The organism is Microbacterium sp. ZW CA_36 (assembly GCF_044987475.1).
Lineage (GTDB): Bacteria > Actinomycetota > Actinomycetes > Actinomycetales > Microbacteriaceae > Microbacterium.
Map to the genome: position 1 here is coordinate 50,293 of NZ_JBJDRL010000009.1, position 15,770 is coordinate 66,062.

General features: G+C 70.5%; 14 protein-coding genes. 9 read left to right on the forward strand and 5 right to left on the reverse strand.

The window, feature by feature from the left end; all coding sequences use genetic code 11:
- Nucleotides 1-699, reverse strand: a complete 699-nt coding sequence (locus ACI3KX_RS06455) for a copper resistance protein CopC (protein ID WP_404908838.1) — start codon at nt 697-699, stop codon at nt 1-3.
- Nucleotides 700-805: 106 nt separating this feature from the next.
- On the opposite strand from ACI3KX_RS06455, the gene ACI3KX_RS06460 reads away from it, so the two are divergent.
- Complete coding sequence (locus ACI3KX_RS06460) at nt 806-1,207, forward strand: hypothetical protein (RefSeq protein WP_194415860.1); 402 nt, start codon at nt 806-808, stop codon at nt 1,205-1,207.
- Nucleotides 1,208-1,278: 71 nt separating this feature from the next.
- Here ACI3KX_RS06460 and ACI3KX_RS06465 read toward each other — a convergent pair whose 3' ends face one another.
- The gene (locus tag ACI3KX_RS06465) at nt 1,279-1,644 is read right to left on the reverse strand and encodes a hypothetical protein (protein ID WP_349427761.1); all 366 of its coding nucleotides are present in this window, start codon (nt 1,642-1,644) and stop codon (nt 1,279-1,281) included.
- 258 nt (nt 1,645-1,902) lie between these two features.
- Here ACI3KX_RS06465 and ACI3KX_RS06470 point away from each other — a divergent pair, with 258 nt between their 5' ends.
- From ACI3KX_RS06470 to ACI3KX_RS06480, 3 genes are all read left to right on the forward strand, one after another.
- On the forward strand, nt 1,903-2,406 hold the full coding sequence (locus ACI3KX_RS06470; protein ID WP_331910068.1) for an FHA domain-containing protein: 504 nt from the start codon (nt 1,903-1,905) through the stop codon (nt 2,404-2,406).
- Nucleotides 2,406-3,098: a MerR family transcriptional regulator gene (locus tag ACI3KX_RS06475; protein WP_349427760.1), complete on the forward strand. Its 693-nt coding sequence runs from the start codon at nt 2,406-2,408 to the stop codon at nt 3,096-3,098. Before ACI3KX_RS06470 ends, ACI3KX_RS06475 begins: the two co-directional genes overlap by 1 nt.
- A 166-nt stretch (nt 3,099-3,264) precedes the next feature.
- Nucleotides 3,265-3,807 (forward strand): MerR family transcriptional regulator, encoded by a 543-nt coding sequence (locus ACI3KX_RS06480; RefSeq protein WP_308867592.1) that lies wholly within the window; start codon nt 3,265-3,267, stop codon nt 3,805-3,807.
- Nucleotide 3,808: 1 nt separating this feature from the next.
- Here the strand turns inward: ACI3KX_RS06480 and ACI3KX_RS06485 are convergent, their stop codons facing one another.
- Nucleotides 3,809-5,023, reverse strand: a complete 1,215-nt coding sequence (locus ACI3KX_RS06485; RefSeq protein WP_404908844.1) for a trans-sulfuration enzyme family protein — start codon at nt 5,021-5,023, stop codon at nt 3,809-3,811.
- 133 nt (nt 5,024-5,156) lie between these two features.
- On the reverse strand, nt 5,157-5,966 hold the full coding sequence (locus ACI3KX_RS06490; RefSeq protein WP_308867590.1) for a ParA family protein: 810 nt from the start codon (nt 5,964-5,966) through the stop codon (nt 5,157-5,159).
- 86 nt (nt 5,967-6,052) lie between these two features.
- Here ACI3KX_RS06490 and ACI3KX_RS06495 point away from each other — a divergent pair, with 86 nt between their 5' ends.
- The 3 genes from ACI3KX_RS06495 (at nt 6,053) to ACI3KX_RS06505 (ending at nt 12,061) form a co-directional block, all read left to right on the forward strand.
- Complete coding sequence (locus tag ACI3KX_RS06495; RefSeq protein WP_404908848.1) at nt 6,053-9,460, forward strand: pyruvate carboxylase; 3,408 nt, start codon at nt 6,053-6,055, stop codon at nt 9,458-9,460.
- A gap of 73 nt (nt 9,461-9,533) precedes the next feature.
- Entirely contained in the window at nt 9,534-11,561 is a 2,028-nt protein-coding gene (locus ACI3KX_RS06500) for a MinD/ParA family protein (protein WP_404908851.1), read from the forward strand.
- Nucleotides 11,562-11,569: 8 nt separating this feature from the next.
- Nucleotides 11,570-12,061, forward strand: a complete 492-nt coding sequence (locus ACI3KX_RS06505; RefSeq protein WP_349427756.1) for a peptide deformylase — start codon at nt 11,570-11,572, stop codon at nt 12,059-12,061.
- A 66-nt stretch (nt 12,062-12,127) separates the two neighbouring features.
- On the opposite strand, the gene ACI3KX_RS06510 is transcribed toward ACI3KX_RS06505, so the two are convergent.
- The gene (locus ACI3KX_RS06510; RefSeq protein WP_404908855.1) at nt 12,128-13,954 is read right to left on the reverse strand and encodes an AMP-dependent synthetase/ligase; all 1,827 of its coding nucleotides are present in this window, start codon (nt 13,952-13,954) and stop codon (nt 12,128-12,130) included.
- 153 nt (nt 13,955-14,107) lie between these two features.
- Between ACI3KX_RS06510 and ACI3KX_RS06515 the strand changes: the two genes are divergently transcribed.
- Entirely contained in the window at nt 14,108-15,043 is a 936-nt protein-coding gene (locus tag ACI3KX_RS06515; protein ID WP_404908914.1) for an ROK family protein, read from the forward strand.
- A gap of 4 nt (nt 15,044-15,047) precedes the next feature.
- Nucleotides 15,048-15,737 carry a lysophospholipid acyltransferase family protein gene (locus tag ACI3KX_RS06520; RefSeq protein ID WP_308867579.1) on the forward strand — a complete coding sequence of 230 codons (690 nt, stop codon included), beginning with the start codon at nt 15,048-15,050 and terminating at the stop codon, nt 15,735-15,737.
- The last annotated feature ends 33 nt before the right edge of the window (nt 15,738-15,770 follow it).

The following is a 15,770-nucleotide window of genomic DNA, read 5'->3' on the forward strand; positions in this document are numbered from 1 at the left end:
CTAGTGGTCGGCCGGAGGCTCGGAGCCGGGCTGCGAGGGGGCGACCGGAGCGCTCGCGGACGAGGCGGCGAGGGCCTTCTCGCGCCGCGAACGCGACACCAGCAGGTAGACCACGGCGGCCACCAGCGCGAGCGCCAGCACCCCTGCGATGACCCACGGCCACGCGCTCGGTGCGTCGTCGGAGGCAGGAGCGCTCGTCGCCGTCGGGGTGGGCTCGACGGTCTCCGTCGGCGCAGCGGTCGCCGTCTCGGACGGCGTCGGCGCCGTGGTCTCCGTGGGCGCCGGCGTGGGCGCCGGCGCACCCGCGACCGTGAACGAGAACTCGCCCGAGATGGGATGCCCGTCGCTCGAGACGACCTTCCACAGCACCGTGACCGCACCGGACGCCTCACCCGCGAGCGGCTGCGTCAGCACGTTGTCGTTCACGACCGGGGCGCCGGCGGTGAGCGCGGTGCCCGCGGCATCCGTCACCTCCACGACCGATGCCCCCTCGTCGTCGGCGATCTCGGCGCTGAACGTGAGCGTGAGCTGCGCGGGAAGAGCATCGAGACTGCTGTCGGCGGCGGGATCGCTGCCGAGCAGCTCATCGTGCGCCTGAGCGGGGGACGCCGTGCCCAGCACGACGGCGAAGGCGACCAGCAGGGCGGCGACGAGCGCCGAGACGGGGGCTGAGAGCCGCTTGTGAACTCTGTGTGACATCACGCGATCGAGCCTATCCGGCCCTTCGATCCGGGCGTTCCGAGGTCTAGCATGGCCGCAAGGCGGGGGATCTGCCCGCCGACCCGGTGACGGAAGGATGGCGGCGATGGACTCCATGATGATGGACGCCATGTCGAAGGACATGATGTCGATGCCCGGCATGGACACCATGGACATGTCGGTGATGCAGGCCTGTATGGACGCCTGCTCGGCCTGCGAGCAGGCGTGCACGGTGTGCTCCACGCAGATGATGTCGTGCGCGCCCGCGTGCATGAACTGCGCGGACATGTGCAACACGATGATGCGCGCCATGATGCGCATGCAGGGCATGACCCCGGCGGCGATGATGTCGATGCTCGACGCGTGCATCGCGATGTGCCAGGTCTGCATGGACGAGTGCATGGAGCACGCGGACCACAGCGAGGTCTGCAAGATGTGCGCTCAGGCCTGCCAGGCGTGCATGGACGCCTGCATGGCGATGAAGAACTCGATGATGGCGATGGGCTGAGGCCCGTCGCCTTTCTCATTCCTCCTGCGCGAAACCCCGCGCTGGAGACCGCAGGATCGCGGCAGGGCCGGTCAGGCTTCGGCGAGCTCCGCGCGGAGGACGTTGAAGCGCGCCCCGCCGACGGCGAGCACGTGGTAGCGCTCATGCAGCGCGACGGGCGTGCCCGGGGTCGCGGTCACCGCGGCGCCCACGCCGTTCCACAGCACGATCGACGTGGCGTCGGCCAGCGTCCGGACGATCACGAAACCGGAGCGCTCGTCGGACTCCTCGACGATGGCATCCGCCCACTCCGACGGCGTCGCCGACGCCAGGCGCGCCTGGATCAGGTGCAGTGCGTGGCCGGGAGCGAACGAGGAGCAGCTGCCGCCGTGGTCGCACATGCACGCCGCACGCTCACGCACCTGGAGGGGCGGGATGTGGCTGTGCGGGCTGGACACGGTGGTCTCCTTCTCGTTCGACGAATCGTCTACGGTCCTGCCAGGCTAGGCGGGCACGTGTTCCGGGGCATCTCGCGCGACACGCGGCGAAACATTGCAGTACGAGCGCTTTTCCGGGTGCGCCGAGGCTCCGCCTCACCCCGCGGACGCGCCGGAGCTCTCGGGAGTGCCGGTGGCGGTGATCGGGTGAAATGGGGCGCAACGACCTCGTCGCAGCCGAGGTCGATCGGATAGGCTGAACGGATAGAGGAGGAAACCGTGGAGCACGACCGCCGACCCGATCAGGGCGACATCCGCCGCGCAGCAGGGGCCGACGCACACGAGTCCGACCGTGCCGCCGACACCACGCAGACGTTCGGCCACGATTCCGATCTCTCGTTCGTGCCGTTCGGCAGCGAGCTCGGCGATGCGGAGCTCGACGCGATCGATGCCCTCCCCTCCGGTGCTGCACTGCTGCTCGTCCGTTCCGGACCCACCGCAGGCGCCCGCTACCTGCTGGACTCCGACGTGACGACCGTGGGGCGGCATCCCGAAGCCGACATCTTCTTCGACGACGTCACCGTCTCGCGCCGCCATGCCGAGATCACGCGCTCCGGCACGACCTTCGAGCTGGTCGACCAGCGCTCCCTCAACGGTACCTACGTGAACGGCGAGCGGGTCGACAGGGCCACGCTCACCAATGGCGCCGAGGTGCGCGTCGGAAAGTTCCGCCTCAACTTCTTCGTCTCGCCGGCCGACCTCGCCCGGGCGGCGGACGCCTGATGCCCGCGGCTTCCGCCCACGAAAGGGCGTCGTCCGCGGGTCTTCTCAGCATCGGGCAGGTTCTCGCACGCCTGTCACCGGAGTTCCCGTCCCTGACCTCGAGCAAGCTGCGCTTCCTCGAGGTGCAGGGGATCGTCACGCCGCTGCGCACCGAGTCGGGGTACCGCAAGTTCTCTCAGGACGACCTGGAGCGGCTGCGCCTCGCGCTGACGCTGCAGCGCGACCACTACCTGCCGCTGTCGGTCATCCGCGACTATCTCGAGGACGTCGACGCCGGTCGCGACCCAGCCACGCCGACCGCAGTGCCGCCTCCGTCGATCGTGCCCGCGCCGCGCCGCTACCGCCGCGACGAGATGCTCGCCGCCGCCGGTGCCGCCCCGCAGCTGCTCAACGACGCCATCAGCACGGGCATCATCGCCGGCGCCGAGTCGTACACGGAGCAATCCGTCACGCTCCTGCGCGCGCTCGTCGCCCTCGACCGGCACGGCATCGAGCCGCGTCACGTGCGTGCGCTGCGACAGAGCGCCGAGCGCGATGTCGCCCTCGTGGAGTCGGCACTCGCCCCGCTCCTGCGACGGACGGATGCCTCGTCCCGCGGTCGTGCCGGCGAGCTCGCGCCCGAATTGACCCGGCGTCTCGACGACGTTCGGGCGATCTTCGTGCGCGCCGCGCTCGACCGCATGCTCGCCTGATCAGCCCGTCAAACCGGGCGATCCGAACAGCGGGTGCCGAGCCCAGAACCGGTCGCGGAGCCCGTCCAGGCGTGCGACACGCCGACCTGCGAACAGCGGATGTCATTGCCGCGAGGGGGAGGCTGATCTAGCGTTGAGGTATTCGATTCCGGAGGGGGGAACGAGCATGACCGGAGACGTGGCTGCAGGTGAGCCATTCGGTGCCGAACTCCTCTTCACCGACGGACTTCCTGCGATGGACGACGAGGTCGGCTATCGCGGTGCCGTGGCGGCGAAGGCCGCCGGCATCACCTATCGTCAGCTCGACTACTGGGCTCGCACCGAGCTCGTGGAGCCGACCGTGCGGGGCGCCAGCGGATCGGGCTCCCAGCGGCTGTACGGCTTCCGCGACATCCTGGTGCTGAAGCTCGTCAAGCGACTGCTCGACACCGGGATCTCGCTGCAGCAGATCCGCACCGCCGTCGACCAGCTCCGTGCCGCCGGCATCCGCGATCTCGCCGGCACCACGCTCATGAGCGATGGCGCGTCCGTCTACCTCTGCACGTCGAACGACGAGGTCATCGACCTCGTCAGCCGCGGCCAGGGCGTCTTCGGCATCGCCGTCGGCAAGGTGCTGCGCGAGGTCGAGTCCGAGCTCGTCGAGTTCGAGTTCGAGCGGCCCGACCCCATGGACGAGCTCGCGGTGCGCCGCGCCGCCCGCTCCGCCTGACTCACGCGAGCGCCGGCTCGACCCGTCCTGGCTCCACTGTGGTGGCGCTGAAGGCCTGAGCCAGGTCGGCGATCAGGTCGGCCGGGTCCTCGAGGCCGATCGACAGGCGCACCAGCGCGTCCGAGGGCTTCGCGTCCGACGCCACCGGGCGATGTGTGAGAGCGGCCGGGTGCTGGACGAGCGAATCGACGCTGCCCAGCGACACCGCGTGCGTGAACAGCTCGACCGCCGCCGTCAGCGACGATGCGGCGTCGAAGCCGCCGGCCAGCTCGATCGCGATCATCGCGCCCGGACCCGACTGCTGAGTGCCCACGAGCCCGCGCGGGTCGCTCGCCGCGAAGCCGGGGAAGTGCACGTGCGCGACCTCGGGCCGCGTGGTGAGCCACTCTGCGACGACGCGGGCGCCCTCCTGCTGCGCCCGCATGCGCACCGGCAGCGTCGCGAGACCGCGGTGCAGCAGGTACGCGGAGAGCGGGTGCATGATCGCACCGGTGATGGCGCGCGTGCGGCGGAGCGCCGCGGCGAGCCGTGCGTCGCAGGCGACCACTCCGCCGACGACGTCACCGTGACCGCCGAGGTACTTCGTGGCGCTGTGCAGCGACAGTGCGGCACCGAGATCGAGCGGATGCTGCAGCACGGGCGTGGCGAACGTGTTGTCGACGAGCACGGGCACGTCGCCGGCCGCAGCGACGACGGCGCGGATGTCGACGAGTTCGAGCGTCGGGTTGGCCGGCGTCTCGAGCACGACGAGCGCCGTGTCGTCACGCATCGCCGCGGCGACCGCGTCGGGGGCGCAGAACGAGGTCTCGACGCCGAGCAGCCCCGATGCGAGCAGATGGTCGGTGCCGCCGTACAGAGGACGCACCGCCACGACGTGGCGGCGCTGGGACTCGTGCGTCAGCGCGAGCAGCACCGCGGTGACCGCGGCCATGCCCGACGAGAACGCCACCGCCTCCTCGGCGTGTTCGAGGCGCGCGAGGGCGTCTTCGAACCGGGCGACCGTCGGGTTCCACAGCCGCGCGTAGACGTTCGAGCCTCCTTCGAACGGGTGGCCGCCGGTCGCCAGCACCTCGTACGACATGCCGCCGAGCTCGATGCCGGGCAGCGGATTGGTCGACGAGAGGTCGAGGGGGAGTGCGTGGACGCCCAGCGCTGCGAGATCGTCGCGGCCGGCGTGCACGGCAAGGCTGTCAGGGTGCAGCGTCATCGATGCCATGGCGATATGGTCAGTGATCGAGAGCCGAATAGCAAGTCCTGATCACTCACTCGTGCACAAAGTGCGCAAAGTGTTCATCGAGTGAGCAGACTGGTCACCCGCGCGGATGCCGGGATGCCGGCATCCGTCGCCGTCAGGAGCGCGTGTCTTCGGGAACCGGGATGCGGCCGGTGCGCATGACGCGGTCGAGCAGCGAGTCGAAGTCGGCCGCGAGCTCCTGGGCGGAGTCGCCGGGCCAGATGTGCAGGGGCTTCGCAGCGCCCTGCGCCTGCTGCAGCGAGGTGCGCTCGGGAAGCTGCGGGCTCAGCACGAGGGGGCCGAACATGTCGCGCAGCTCCTTGATGCGGAACTGGTGCTCGATCGACTGGGGGCGCACGCGGTTGACGACGATGCCCAGCGGCTGCAGGCGAGGGGAGAGGCCGCGGCGGATCTCCTCGATGGCGCGGAGGGCGCGGTCGGCTGCGGCGACCGAGAAGAGGCCGGGCTCGGTGACGACGATGACGCGGTCGGATGCCGCCCACGCGGTGCGCGTGAGGGCGTTCAGCGACGGCGCGCAGTCGATGAGGACGAGGTCGTAGTCGGCCTCGATGGTGGCGAGCGCCTCTTCCATCTTCCAGACGTCGCGCACGCTCGGGTGCGGGCCGTCGAAGTTGATCGCGGACGGGCTGCCGATCATGACGTCGATGGTGCCCGGATGCACCTTCGCCCAGCCGCTGGAGGTGATGGCCTGGCGGACCGTCTTCTCCTTCGGATTGGCGAGGACATCGGCGACATTCAGTCGACCGGCGACTTGGATGTCCATGCCCGTCGATACGTCGGACTGCGGGTCGAGGTCGACGACGAGCGTGCGGACACCGCGGGCGAAGGCCGCCGACGCGAGTCCGAGAGTCACGGTCGTCTTGCCGACGCCACCCTTGAGCGAGCTGACGGATAGGACGTGCACAAGGCACCACGTTACCGTCCCCTAGGCTGTGAGCACACTCAGCCTGTTTCCAGAGGCCCACCCGCGCCGCCGCTCACGGAGGTCGAATGTTCCGCAAGATCCTGGTCGCGAACCGAGGCGAGATCGCCATCCGGGCTTTCCGCGCCGCGTATGAGCTGGGGGCCCGCACCGTCGCGGTGTTCCCGTACGAGGACCGCGGCTCGCTGCACCGGCAGAAGGCAGACGAGTCGTACGAGATCGGCGAGAAGGGCCATCCGGTCCGCGCGTACCTCGATGTGGACGAGATCGTGCGCGTCGCGAAAGAGGCCGGCGCGGACGCGATCTACCCGGGCTACGGCTTCCTGTCCGAGAACCCGGAGCTCGCCGAGAAGGCGGCCGCGAACGGCATCGCCTTCATCGGCCCGCCCGCGAAGGTGCTCGAGATGGCCGGCAACAAGGTCACCGCGAAGCACCACGCGGTCGCGGCGGGCGTGCCCGTTCTGCGCTCGACGGAGGCCTCGGACGACGTCGACGCCCTGCTCGGCCAGGCCGACGAGATCGGCTTCCCGATCTTCGTCAAGGCCGTCGCCGGCGGGGGCGGACGCGGGATGCGGCGCGTCGAGCGCAGCGAGGAGCTCGCCCCGGCACTCGCCGAGGCGATGCGCGAGGCAGGGAGCGCCTTCGGCGACGCCCGCGTCTTCCTCGAGCAGGCCGTGCAGCGCCCGCGCCACGTCGAGGTGCAGATCCTCGCCGACGCGACGGGCGAGACCGTGCACCTGTTCGAGCGCGACTGCTCGGTGCAGCGTCGCCATCAGAAGGTGATCGAGATCGCCCCGGCGCCCAACCTCGACCCCGCCGTCCGCGACGCGCTGCACGGCTACGCCGTCGCGTTCGCCCGGTCGATCGGCTACGAGAACGCGGGAACGGTCGAGTTCCTCCTCGAGACGGCCGGTCCTCGCACCGGGGAGGTCGTCTTCATCGAGATGAATCCCCGCATCCAGGTCGAGCACACCGTCACCGAGGAGGTGACGGATGTCGACCTCGTGCAGTCGCAGATGCGCATCGCCGCCGGGCAGACCATCGCCGAGCTCGGCCTCACGCAGGACCGCATCCAGCTGCGCGGAGCCGCGCTGCAGTGCCGCATCACGACGGAGGACCCGTCGCAGGGGTTCCGGCCCGACACCGGCCGCATCACGACTTACCGCTCCCCGGGCGGCGCCGGCATCCGGCTGGACGGCGGCACCACCGCCGCCGGCTCGCAGATCAGCCCGCACTTCGACTCGATGCTGGCCAAACTCACCTGCCGCGGCCGCGACTTCCCGGCCGCCGTCGCCCGCGCCCGCCGAGCACTCGCGGAGTTCCGCATCCGCGGCGTCTCCACCAACATCCCGTTCCTGCGCGCCGTCCTCGACGATCCCGCGTTCATCGCGGGCGACGTGAGCACGTCGTTCATCGACGAGCGCCCCGAGCTGCTCACCAGCAACCCGTCGCGCGACCGGGCGACCAAGCTGCTGAACTGGCTCGGCGACATCACCGTCAACCGCCCCTACGGCGACAAGCCCCTGTCGGTCTCGCCGGGCAGCAAGCTGCCCGAGATCGACCTCGCGGCGGCGCCGCCCGCCGGCGCGCTCGCCCGGCTGCGCGAGCTCGGCCCCGAGGGGTTCGCCCGCGCGCTGCGCGAGCAGAGCGCCCTCGCCGTCACCGAGACGACCTTCCGCGACGCCCACCAGTCGCTGCTGGCCACCCGGGTGCGCACGCGCGACCTCGTGCGGGTCGGTCCGCACGTCTCGCGGATGACGCCCGAGCTGCTGTCGGTCGAAGCGTGGGGCGGTGCGACCTACGACGTCGCACTGCGCTTCCTCGCCGAGGACCCGTGGGAGCGTCTCGAGGCGCTGCGCGGGGCGATGCCGAACATCCCGATCCAGATGCTGCTGCGCGGCCGCAACACGGTCGGCTACACACCGCGCCCGGTGGAGGTGACGGACGCGTTCGTGCGCGAGGCCGCGGCCACCGGCGTCGACATCTTCCGCATCTTCGACGCGCTGAACGACGTGTCGCAGATGCGTCCGGCGATCGACGCGGTGCGCTCGACCGGCACGGCGATCGCAGAGGTGGCGCTCTGCTACACCGCAGACCTGCTGGACCCGGCGGAGCAGCTCTACACGCTCGACTACTACCTGCGCCTCGCCGAGCAGATCGTCGACTCGGGCGCGCACATCCTGGCGATCAAGGACATGGCAGGGCTGGTGCGCCCGGCCGCCGCCGCGAAGCTCGTCACGGCGCTCCGCGAGAACTTCGACCTGCCGGTGCACCTGCACACGCACGACACCGCAGGCGGCCAGCTCGCGACCCTCCTCGCGGCCAGTGCCGCCGGTGTCGATGCCGTGGATGCCGCGGCGGCGCCGATGTCGGGAACCACCAGCCAGCCGTCGCTCTCGGCGCTCGTCGCCGCCCTCGCGCACACCGACCGCGACACCGGCCTGAGCCTGCAGGCGGTGAGCGACCTGGAACCGTACTGGGAGGCCGTGCGCCACCTGTACCGCCCGTTCGAGTCGGGACTGGCCTCGCCGACGGGCCGCGTCTATCACCACGAGATCCCGGGCGGACAGCTCTCGAACCTCCGCCAGCAGGCGATCGCGCTCGGCCTCGCCGACGACTTCGAGCTCATCGAGGACATGTACGCCGCCGCCGACCGGATCCTGGGCCGCATCCCGAAGGTGACGCCGTCGTCGAAGGTCGTCGGCGATCTCGCGCTGGCGCTGGTCGCGGTGCGCGCCGATCCCGCCGACTTCGAGGCGAACCCGCAGAACTACGACATCCCCGACTCGGTGGTGGGCTTCATGGCGGGCGAGCTGGGTGATCTGCCGGGCGGGTGGCCGGAGCCGTTCCGCACCAAGGTGCTCGAGGGTCGCACGATCTCGATCGACGTGCCCGAGCTGACCGCCGACGAGCGCGAGGGCCTCGGCGGCGACACGGCGCTGCGCCGTCGCACGCTGAACCGGCTGCTCTTCCCTGGCCCGGCACGCGAGTTCGAGAAGAACCGCGAGGCGTACGGCGACCTGACCGCGCTCGGCACGCCCGACTACCTCTACGGCCTCAAGCCGGGGGAGGAGCACGTCGCCGAGATCGACCCGGGCGTCCAGCTGTACGTCGGGCTCGAGGCGATCGGCGAGGCCGATCCCAAGGGCATCCGGACGGTGATGACGACCCTCAACGGCCAGCTGCGCCCGGTGTTCGTGCGCGATCGCAGCATCACGGTCGAGGCGCGCCAGGTAGAGCGCGCCGACACCACGAAGCCCGGGCAGGTCGCGGCACCGTTCTCGGGCGTCGTCACGCTCAAGGCGGCCGTCGGCGACACCGTGACAGCGGGACAGCCGGTGGCGTCGATCGAGGCCATGAAGATGGAGGCCGCCATCACCGCACCCGTCGACGGCGTCGTCGAACGCCTCGCGATCGCCGCGACCGCGCAGGTCGATGCGGGCGACCTTTTGGTCGTCATCCGTCCCGCCCAGTAGCCTGGAGGGCGGCATACGCCCGATATGCGCCCCGGCACCGGCACAGGCGCCGTCTTCCCAGGAGAACTTCGCAGTGACGCCCGATCGCACCGAACACACGCCCGACGAGCCCGAGAACGGGGTGCTCTCCGAGACGGGCAGCATCGACACGACCGGTCTCGGCATCCTGGGTGGTGCGACGGCGCAGGTGAACGTCGAGCTGCCGTCCGAGTCCGACGACGACCTCGCCGATGACGACGTCATCGACGACGAGGTGCCCTTCATCATCGAGATCCCCGCCGACGCGGACCTTCCCGTCATCGCGCCGACGCCGGCCGCGGAGTATCCGGCCGACACGACCGAGGCGGAGATCATCGAGACGAACGCCGACCTCGAGGAGTGGACCATCGAGGGCGACGGCTTCGCGGCCGCGCCCCCGGAGGAGGACATCGCCGACGCCGACGAGGTGCTCGAGGTGCTCGAGGCCGCCGAGACGGTCCAGGCCGAGGAGTACCAGCCCGCGGAGCAGGCTGCTCCCCCCGTGGCCGCCGAGGACGCGGACGCGTACGCCGTCGAGCACGAGCCGGGCGTCGCAGCGGAGAGCATCGAGCCCGCGTTCGAAGCCGCTGAGCCCGAGTCCCACGAATCCGAGCCTGCCGGCGACCAGCCGGCCGCGGCGGTCGTCGCCGCCGAGCCCACCGCCGCCGAGCCTGCCGTCGATGAGTTCGAGGTCGTCGACTTCGACGCCGTCGAGTTCGAGGACGCGGACTTCGATGAAGAGTTCGATCCCGCCGAGTTCGACATCGTCCTCGCCGAGGAAGAGGTCGAAGCCGCTCTGGCGGAGAACGCCGCAACGGGAGACGATGTCATCGCGACCGACGACACCGCGGAGGAGCCTATGAGCGCGAAGACCCCGGCCGACAACGGCGAGGACGCCGGCACGACGGATGCCGCGGCCGCGGCATCCGCGCCCCCGACGTCGCCCGCACCGCCGTCGGTCTCGGCCGCCGCCGCTGCCGCGAAGACCGCCACAGGCCCGACGCCCGCGACACGCCGCGCAGCGAACCACACCGGGGCGCAGCCCGTCGTCGAGCGCTCGGCCGTCGAGCGCGCCGCATTCCCGCGCGCAGACGTCACCCTGTCGTCGAAGCGCCTGGGTGAGTTCGAAGCCGACCGCGAGACCGCCGACCTGCTCACCGCCGACCGGCTGCTCGACCCCCACCAGGTCGTGCGGCCAGAGCCCGAGGGCGCCTGGCAGCATTTCGTCTACTCGATCTCGGGTCGGCGCATCAACCTCGGCGACAGCAAACGCGCGAAGGCCCGCAAGGATCTCGACCGTCGCATCGCAGCGCCGCTGACCGGCGGCGCGCGATTCGTGCCGGTGCTGTCCCGCAAGGGCGGCGTCGGCAAGACGACCGTCACCGCGCTGCTCGGCCAGGCGCTGGCGGACGCACGCGACGACCGCGTCATCGCGATGGACGCCAACCCGGACCGGGGGACCCTCGCCGAGCGGATCTCGAGGGACAGCGGCAAGACCGTCCGCGACCTGGTGCGCATCAGCCCCGAGGTCGTCGGCTTCAACGACCTGTCGAACATCGTCGCGCGCGACGAGACCCGGCTCGACGTCGTCGCCTCCGATGCCGACCCGCGCGTTTCGGAGGCGTTCAACGACGCCGACTACCGGAACGTCGCGGCACTCGCGGCCCACTACTACTCGGTCGTGCTCACCGACACCGGCACCGGCATCGTGCACTCGGTGATGGGCGCCACGCTCGATCTCGCCGACCAGCTCGTGATCGTCGCCGGGCTGAGCGTCGACGAGGCGCGCCTCGCGTCGGAGACGCTCACGTGGCTCGAGACGAACGGGTACGCGGACAAGGTGCGCAGCGCCGTCGTGGTGCTCAACAACGCACGCCCCGGGCAGCCGCTCGTACAGCTCGACGAGCTGGACTCGCACTTCCGCTCCCGCGTGCGCGCCGTGGTGCGCGTCCCCTACGACGCCCACATCGCGGCCGGCAGCGCCATCGTGTTCCGCGAGCTGCAGCCCGCGACGCGGGATGCCGCACGCGCTCTCGCGGCGACCGTGGTCGAAGGCCTCCGTTCGCTCGCTCCGGCGGCCTGAGGCGCCCGATGGCTGTTCGTCCCATCCGTGTCTTCGGCGACCCCGTTCTCACGGCGGTCAGCGCGCCCATCGAGAAGATCGACGACGGCGTGCGCGCCCTCGTCCGCGATCTCCTCGACACCGTCGAGCTCCCCGGCCGCGCCGGTGTGGCGGCACCCCAGATCGGCGTCGGCCTGCGGGCCTTCAGCTACAACATCGACGGCGACATCGGGTACGTCCTCAACCCCGTGCTGGTGGAGGTGTCGGGCGAGCCCGAGGCCATCGGCGAGGGATGCCTGTCGGTGCCGGGACTCTGGCACGACGCGGTCCGCTACCCCTGGGCGAAGGTCGTGGGCATGGACCTCGACGGCAACGAGCTCGTCCTGGAGGGGGAGGGGCTGCTCGCCCAGGCGCTGCAGCACGAGACCGACCACCTGGACGGCATGCTCTACCTGAAGCGGCTCACCCCGGAGGAGCGCCGCATCGCGATGCGCGAGATCCGCGAGTCCGACTGGTTCTGACGCCGGCCGGATGAACAGAAGCCCCGGGCCCTGAAGGGCCCGGGGCTTCGGCATCCGTCGCCGGAGTTACGAGAGCGAGACGTTCGTGGTGTTCACCGGCACGGCGTAGATCTCCTCGATGTCGCCGGCGAAGTCGGCGAGGATCACGTTGCGCTTGATGCTCATCTTGGGCGTCAGGTGACCGCTGGCCTCGGTCCATTCGCTCGGAAGGATCGTGAACTTGCGGATCGACTCCGCGCGGGACACCGTCGTGTTGGCGCGATCGATCGCACGCTGCACCTCGGCGCGCACCGCGTCGTTCTTCGCGGCATCGGCGAGGGACATGTCGGCGGACAGGCCGTTGTTCGACAGCCACGTCGGCAGCATCTCGGGGTCGAGCGTCACCAGCGCGGCGATGAACGGCTTCTGGTCGCCGACGACGACGACCTGGCCGACGATCGGATTGGCGCGGATCGGGTCCTCCAGAGCGGCGGGCGCGACGTTCTTGCCGCCGGCGGTGACGATGATCTCCTTCTTGCGACCGGTGATCGTGAGGAAGCCCTCGTCGTCGAACGCCCCGATGTCGCCCGTCTTGAACCAGTCGCCGTCGAAGGCGTCGGCCGTCGCCTCGGGGTTGCGCCAGTACTCCTTGAACACGTTGATGCCGCGCACCTGGATCTCGCCGTCATCGCCGAGACGGATGCCGACGCCGGGGATCACGGGGCCGACCGTGCCGATCTTCGACTTGCGGGCCTGGTTGACGGTCGCCGGCGCCGTGGTCTCGGTCAGGCCGTAGCCCTCGAGGATGGTGACGCCGAGGCTGTGGAAGAAGTGTCCGAGGCGGGGGCCGAGCGGCGCGGAGCCCGAGACCGCGAAGGCGATGTTGCCGCCCATGGCCGTGCGGAGCTTGCTGTAGACGAGCCGATCGAACAGCGCGAACTTGATCTTCGTGCCCAGCGGGACCTTCTTGCCCTCCTGCTTCAGACGGGAGTGCTCGACCGCCGTGTGCGCAGCGGCGCGGAAGATCTTGCCCTTTCCGCCGGCCTCGGCCTTCTGCTCGGCGGAGTTGTACACCTTCTCGAAGACGCGCGGCACGGCGAGGAGGAACGTCGGCTTGAAGGAGCCGAGCGCGGGCAGCAGCTGCTTGGTGTCGGGCTGGTGCCCGGTCTTCACACCGGCGTGGATGTCGAGGATGGAGATGAACCGCGCGAACACATGCGCGGTCGTGATGAACAGCAGGGTCGACGCACCCGGGGTGGCGAACACCTCCTGGTTGGACAGCGTCGCGTTGCGGGTGAGCTCGACGAAGTTGCTGTGCGTGAGGACGCACCCCTTGGGGCGCCCGGTCGAGCCCGACGTGTAGATGAGCGTGGCGATGTCGGCGCCGTTGGCGATGTTGCGCCGGCGCTCGATCTCGTCGTCGGAGACGCCGGTGCCCTCGGCGATGAGCCGGTCGAGGTCGCCGCTGTGCATCTCCCACGCGACGCGGATGAGCGGCAGCTCGTCGCGCGCCGCGGCGAAGCGGGCGGTGTGATCGGAGGATTCGGTGATGATCGCGATCGCGCCGGAGTCGGTCAGGTTCCACGCGATCTGCGCCGTCGAGCTGGTCTCATAGATCGGCACCATCACGGCACCGGCATAGAACAGCGCGAAGTCGACCAGCGTCCAGTCGTACGTGGTGCGGGCGATGAAGCCGACCTTGTCTCCGGGCTCGATGCCTCCGGCGACGAAGCCCTTGGCGAGCGCGATGACCTGCTTCTGGAACTCGGCCGCGGTGATGTCGCGCCAGCCGTCGCCATCGGGCACGGCGAACAGCGCGCGGTCGGGCGTCGCCTTCACGCGCTCGACCAGCAGGTCGGTGACGTTTGCCTGCGGATCGGCGGGGACGATGGCAGGGACTTCGAACTGAACCACGGCAGCTCCTTCGGTACCGGACGGATGAATCTCGGGTGGATCTCATCCGAGTCTAATCGGCCGTCACATCCCGGACAGTGGCGGGTGTGGACGAAGACCGCCTGGATAGACTTCAAGGCGCTGTCGTACGTGCGGCGGCCGGAGAGGGAGATCGTGCTCAAGGTCGGTATCGACATCGGCGGAACCAAGATCGCGGGAGGCGTCGTCGACTCCGACGGCGGCATCGTCGAACAGCTCCGCGTCGACACCCCGACCGACACGGCCGCGCTCGCGCAGGCCGTGGTCGACATGGCCCGGTACTTCCGCGCGACCCACCAGGTCGCCGCCGTCGGCGTGGCGGCCGCCGGCTTCATCGACCGCGACCGCGCCACCGTCATCCACGCGCCGAACATCGCCTGGCACAACGAGCCGCTGAAGGCGACGCTCGAAGACGGCATCGGCCTGCCGGTCACGATCGAGAACGACGCGAATGCCGCCGGCTGGGCCGAGTTCCGCTTCGGCGCCGGACGCGACGTCGACCACATGGTCATGCTCACCATGGGCACGGGCGTCGGCGGGGCCATCGTCCTCGACGGCAAGCTGTTCCGCGGCGGCCACGGCATCGCCGCAGAGCTCGGCCACACGCGCTTCATCCGGGACGGCCTGCTCTGCGGGTGCGGACAGCACGGCTGCCTCGAGCAGTACGCCTCCGGCCGCGCGCTCCAGCGCGAGGCCGGTGAGATCGCCGACGCCGGCGGGATCGGCGCGGCCCTGGCCGCCCACCGCGCCGAGCACGGCTCGATCAGCGGCCCGGCCGTCTCGCGACTTGTGCTCGCCGGGGACGCCGGCGCCGCAGAGGCCCTGCGCCGCGTCGCGACCGCGCTCGGCGAGGCGTGCGGCGGCTTCCAGGCGGTGCTGGACCCCGAGCTGTTCGTCATCGGCGGCGGCGTCGCCCAGCTCGGCGATGCGCTGCTCGAGCCGATGCGCCTGGCGTACGAGCGGTCGCTGCCCGGCTACGGCGACCGGCCGATCGCGACCTTCGCCATCGCGAGGCTCGTCAACGACGCCGGCCTGATCGGCGCCGCCGACCTCGCCGGCACAGAGGCGTAGCGGGATGTTCTACTGGCTGATGAAGTACGTGGTCATCGGGCCGATCGTCAAGGCGATCTGGCGCCCGTGGATCGTCGGCCGGCGCAACGTCCCCGCAGAGGGCGCCGCGATCCTCGCCAGCAACCACCTGTCGTTCGTCGACTCGATCTTCCTGCCGCTGATGCTCGACCGTCCGGTGTCGTTCCTCGCCAAGAGCGACTACTTCACGGGCAAGGGCCTCAAGGGCTGGGCGACGCGCATGTTCTTCAAGGGCACGGGTCAGCTTCCGATCGACCGCTCCGGCGGCAAAGCCTCGGAGGCCTCGCTCAACACCGGCCTGCAGGTGCTGGGCCGCGGGGATCTGCTCGGCATCTACCCCGAGGGCACGCGCAGCCCCGATGGCAAGCTGTACCGCGGCCGCACCGGCATCGCGCGCATGGCGCTCGAGGCGCACGTCCCGGTGGTGCCGGTGCTGATGGTCGACACCGACACGATGATGCCGATCGGCACCACGATCCCGCGCATCGTGCGGGTGGGCATCGTCGTCGGCGAGCCCCTCGACTTCTCGCGGTTCGCGGGTATGGAGGGCGATCGCTACATCCTGCGCTCGATCACCGACGAGATCATGGTGGCGCTGCAGCGGCTGGGCGAGCAGGAGTACGAGGACGTCTACGCGTCGACGGTCAAGGACCGCCTCAAGAAGAAGACTCGCTGACCGCCCGGCGAACGGGCGTCACGCGGCGCCGGC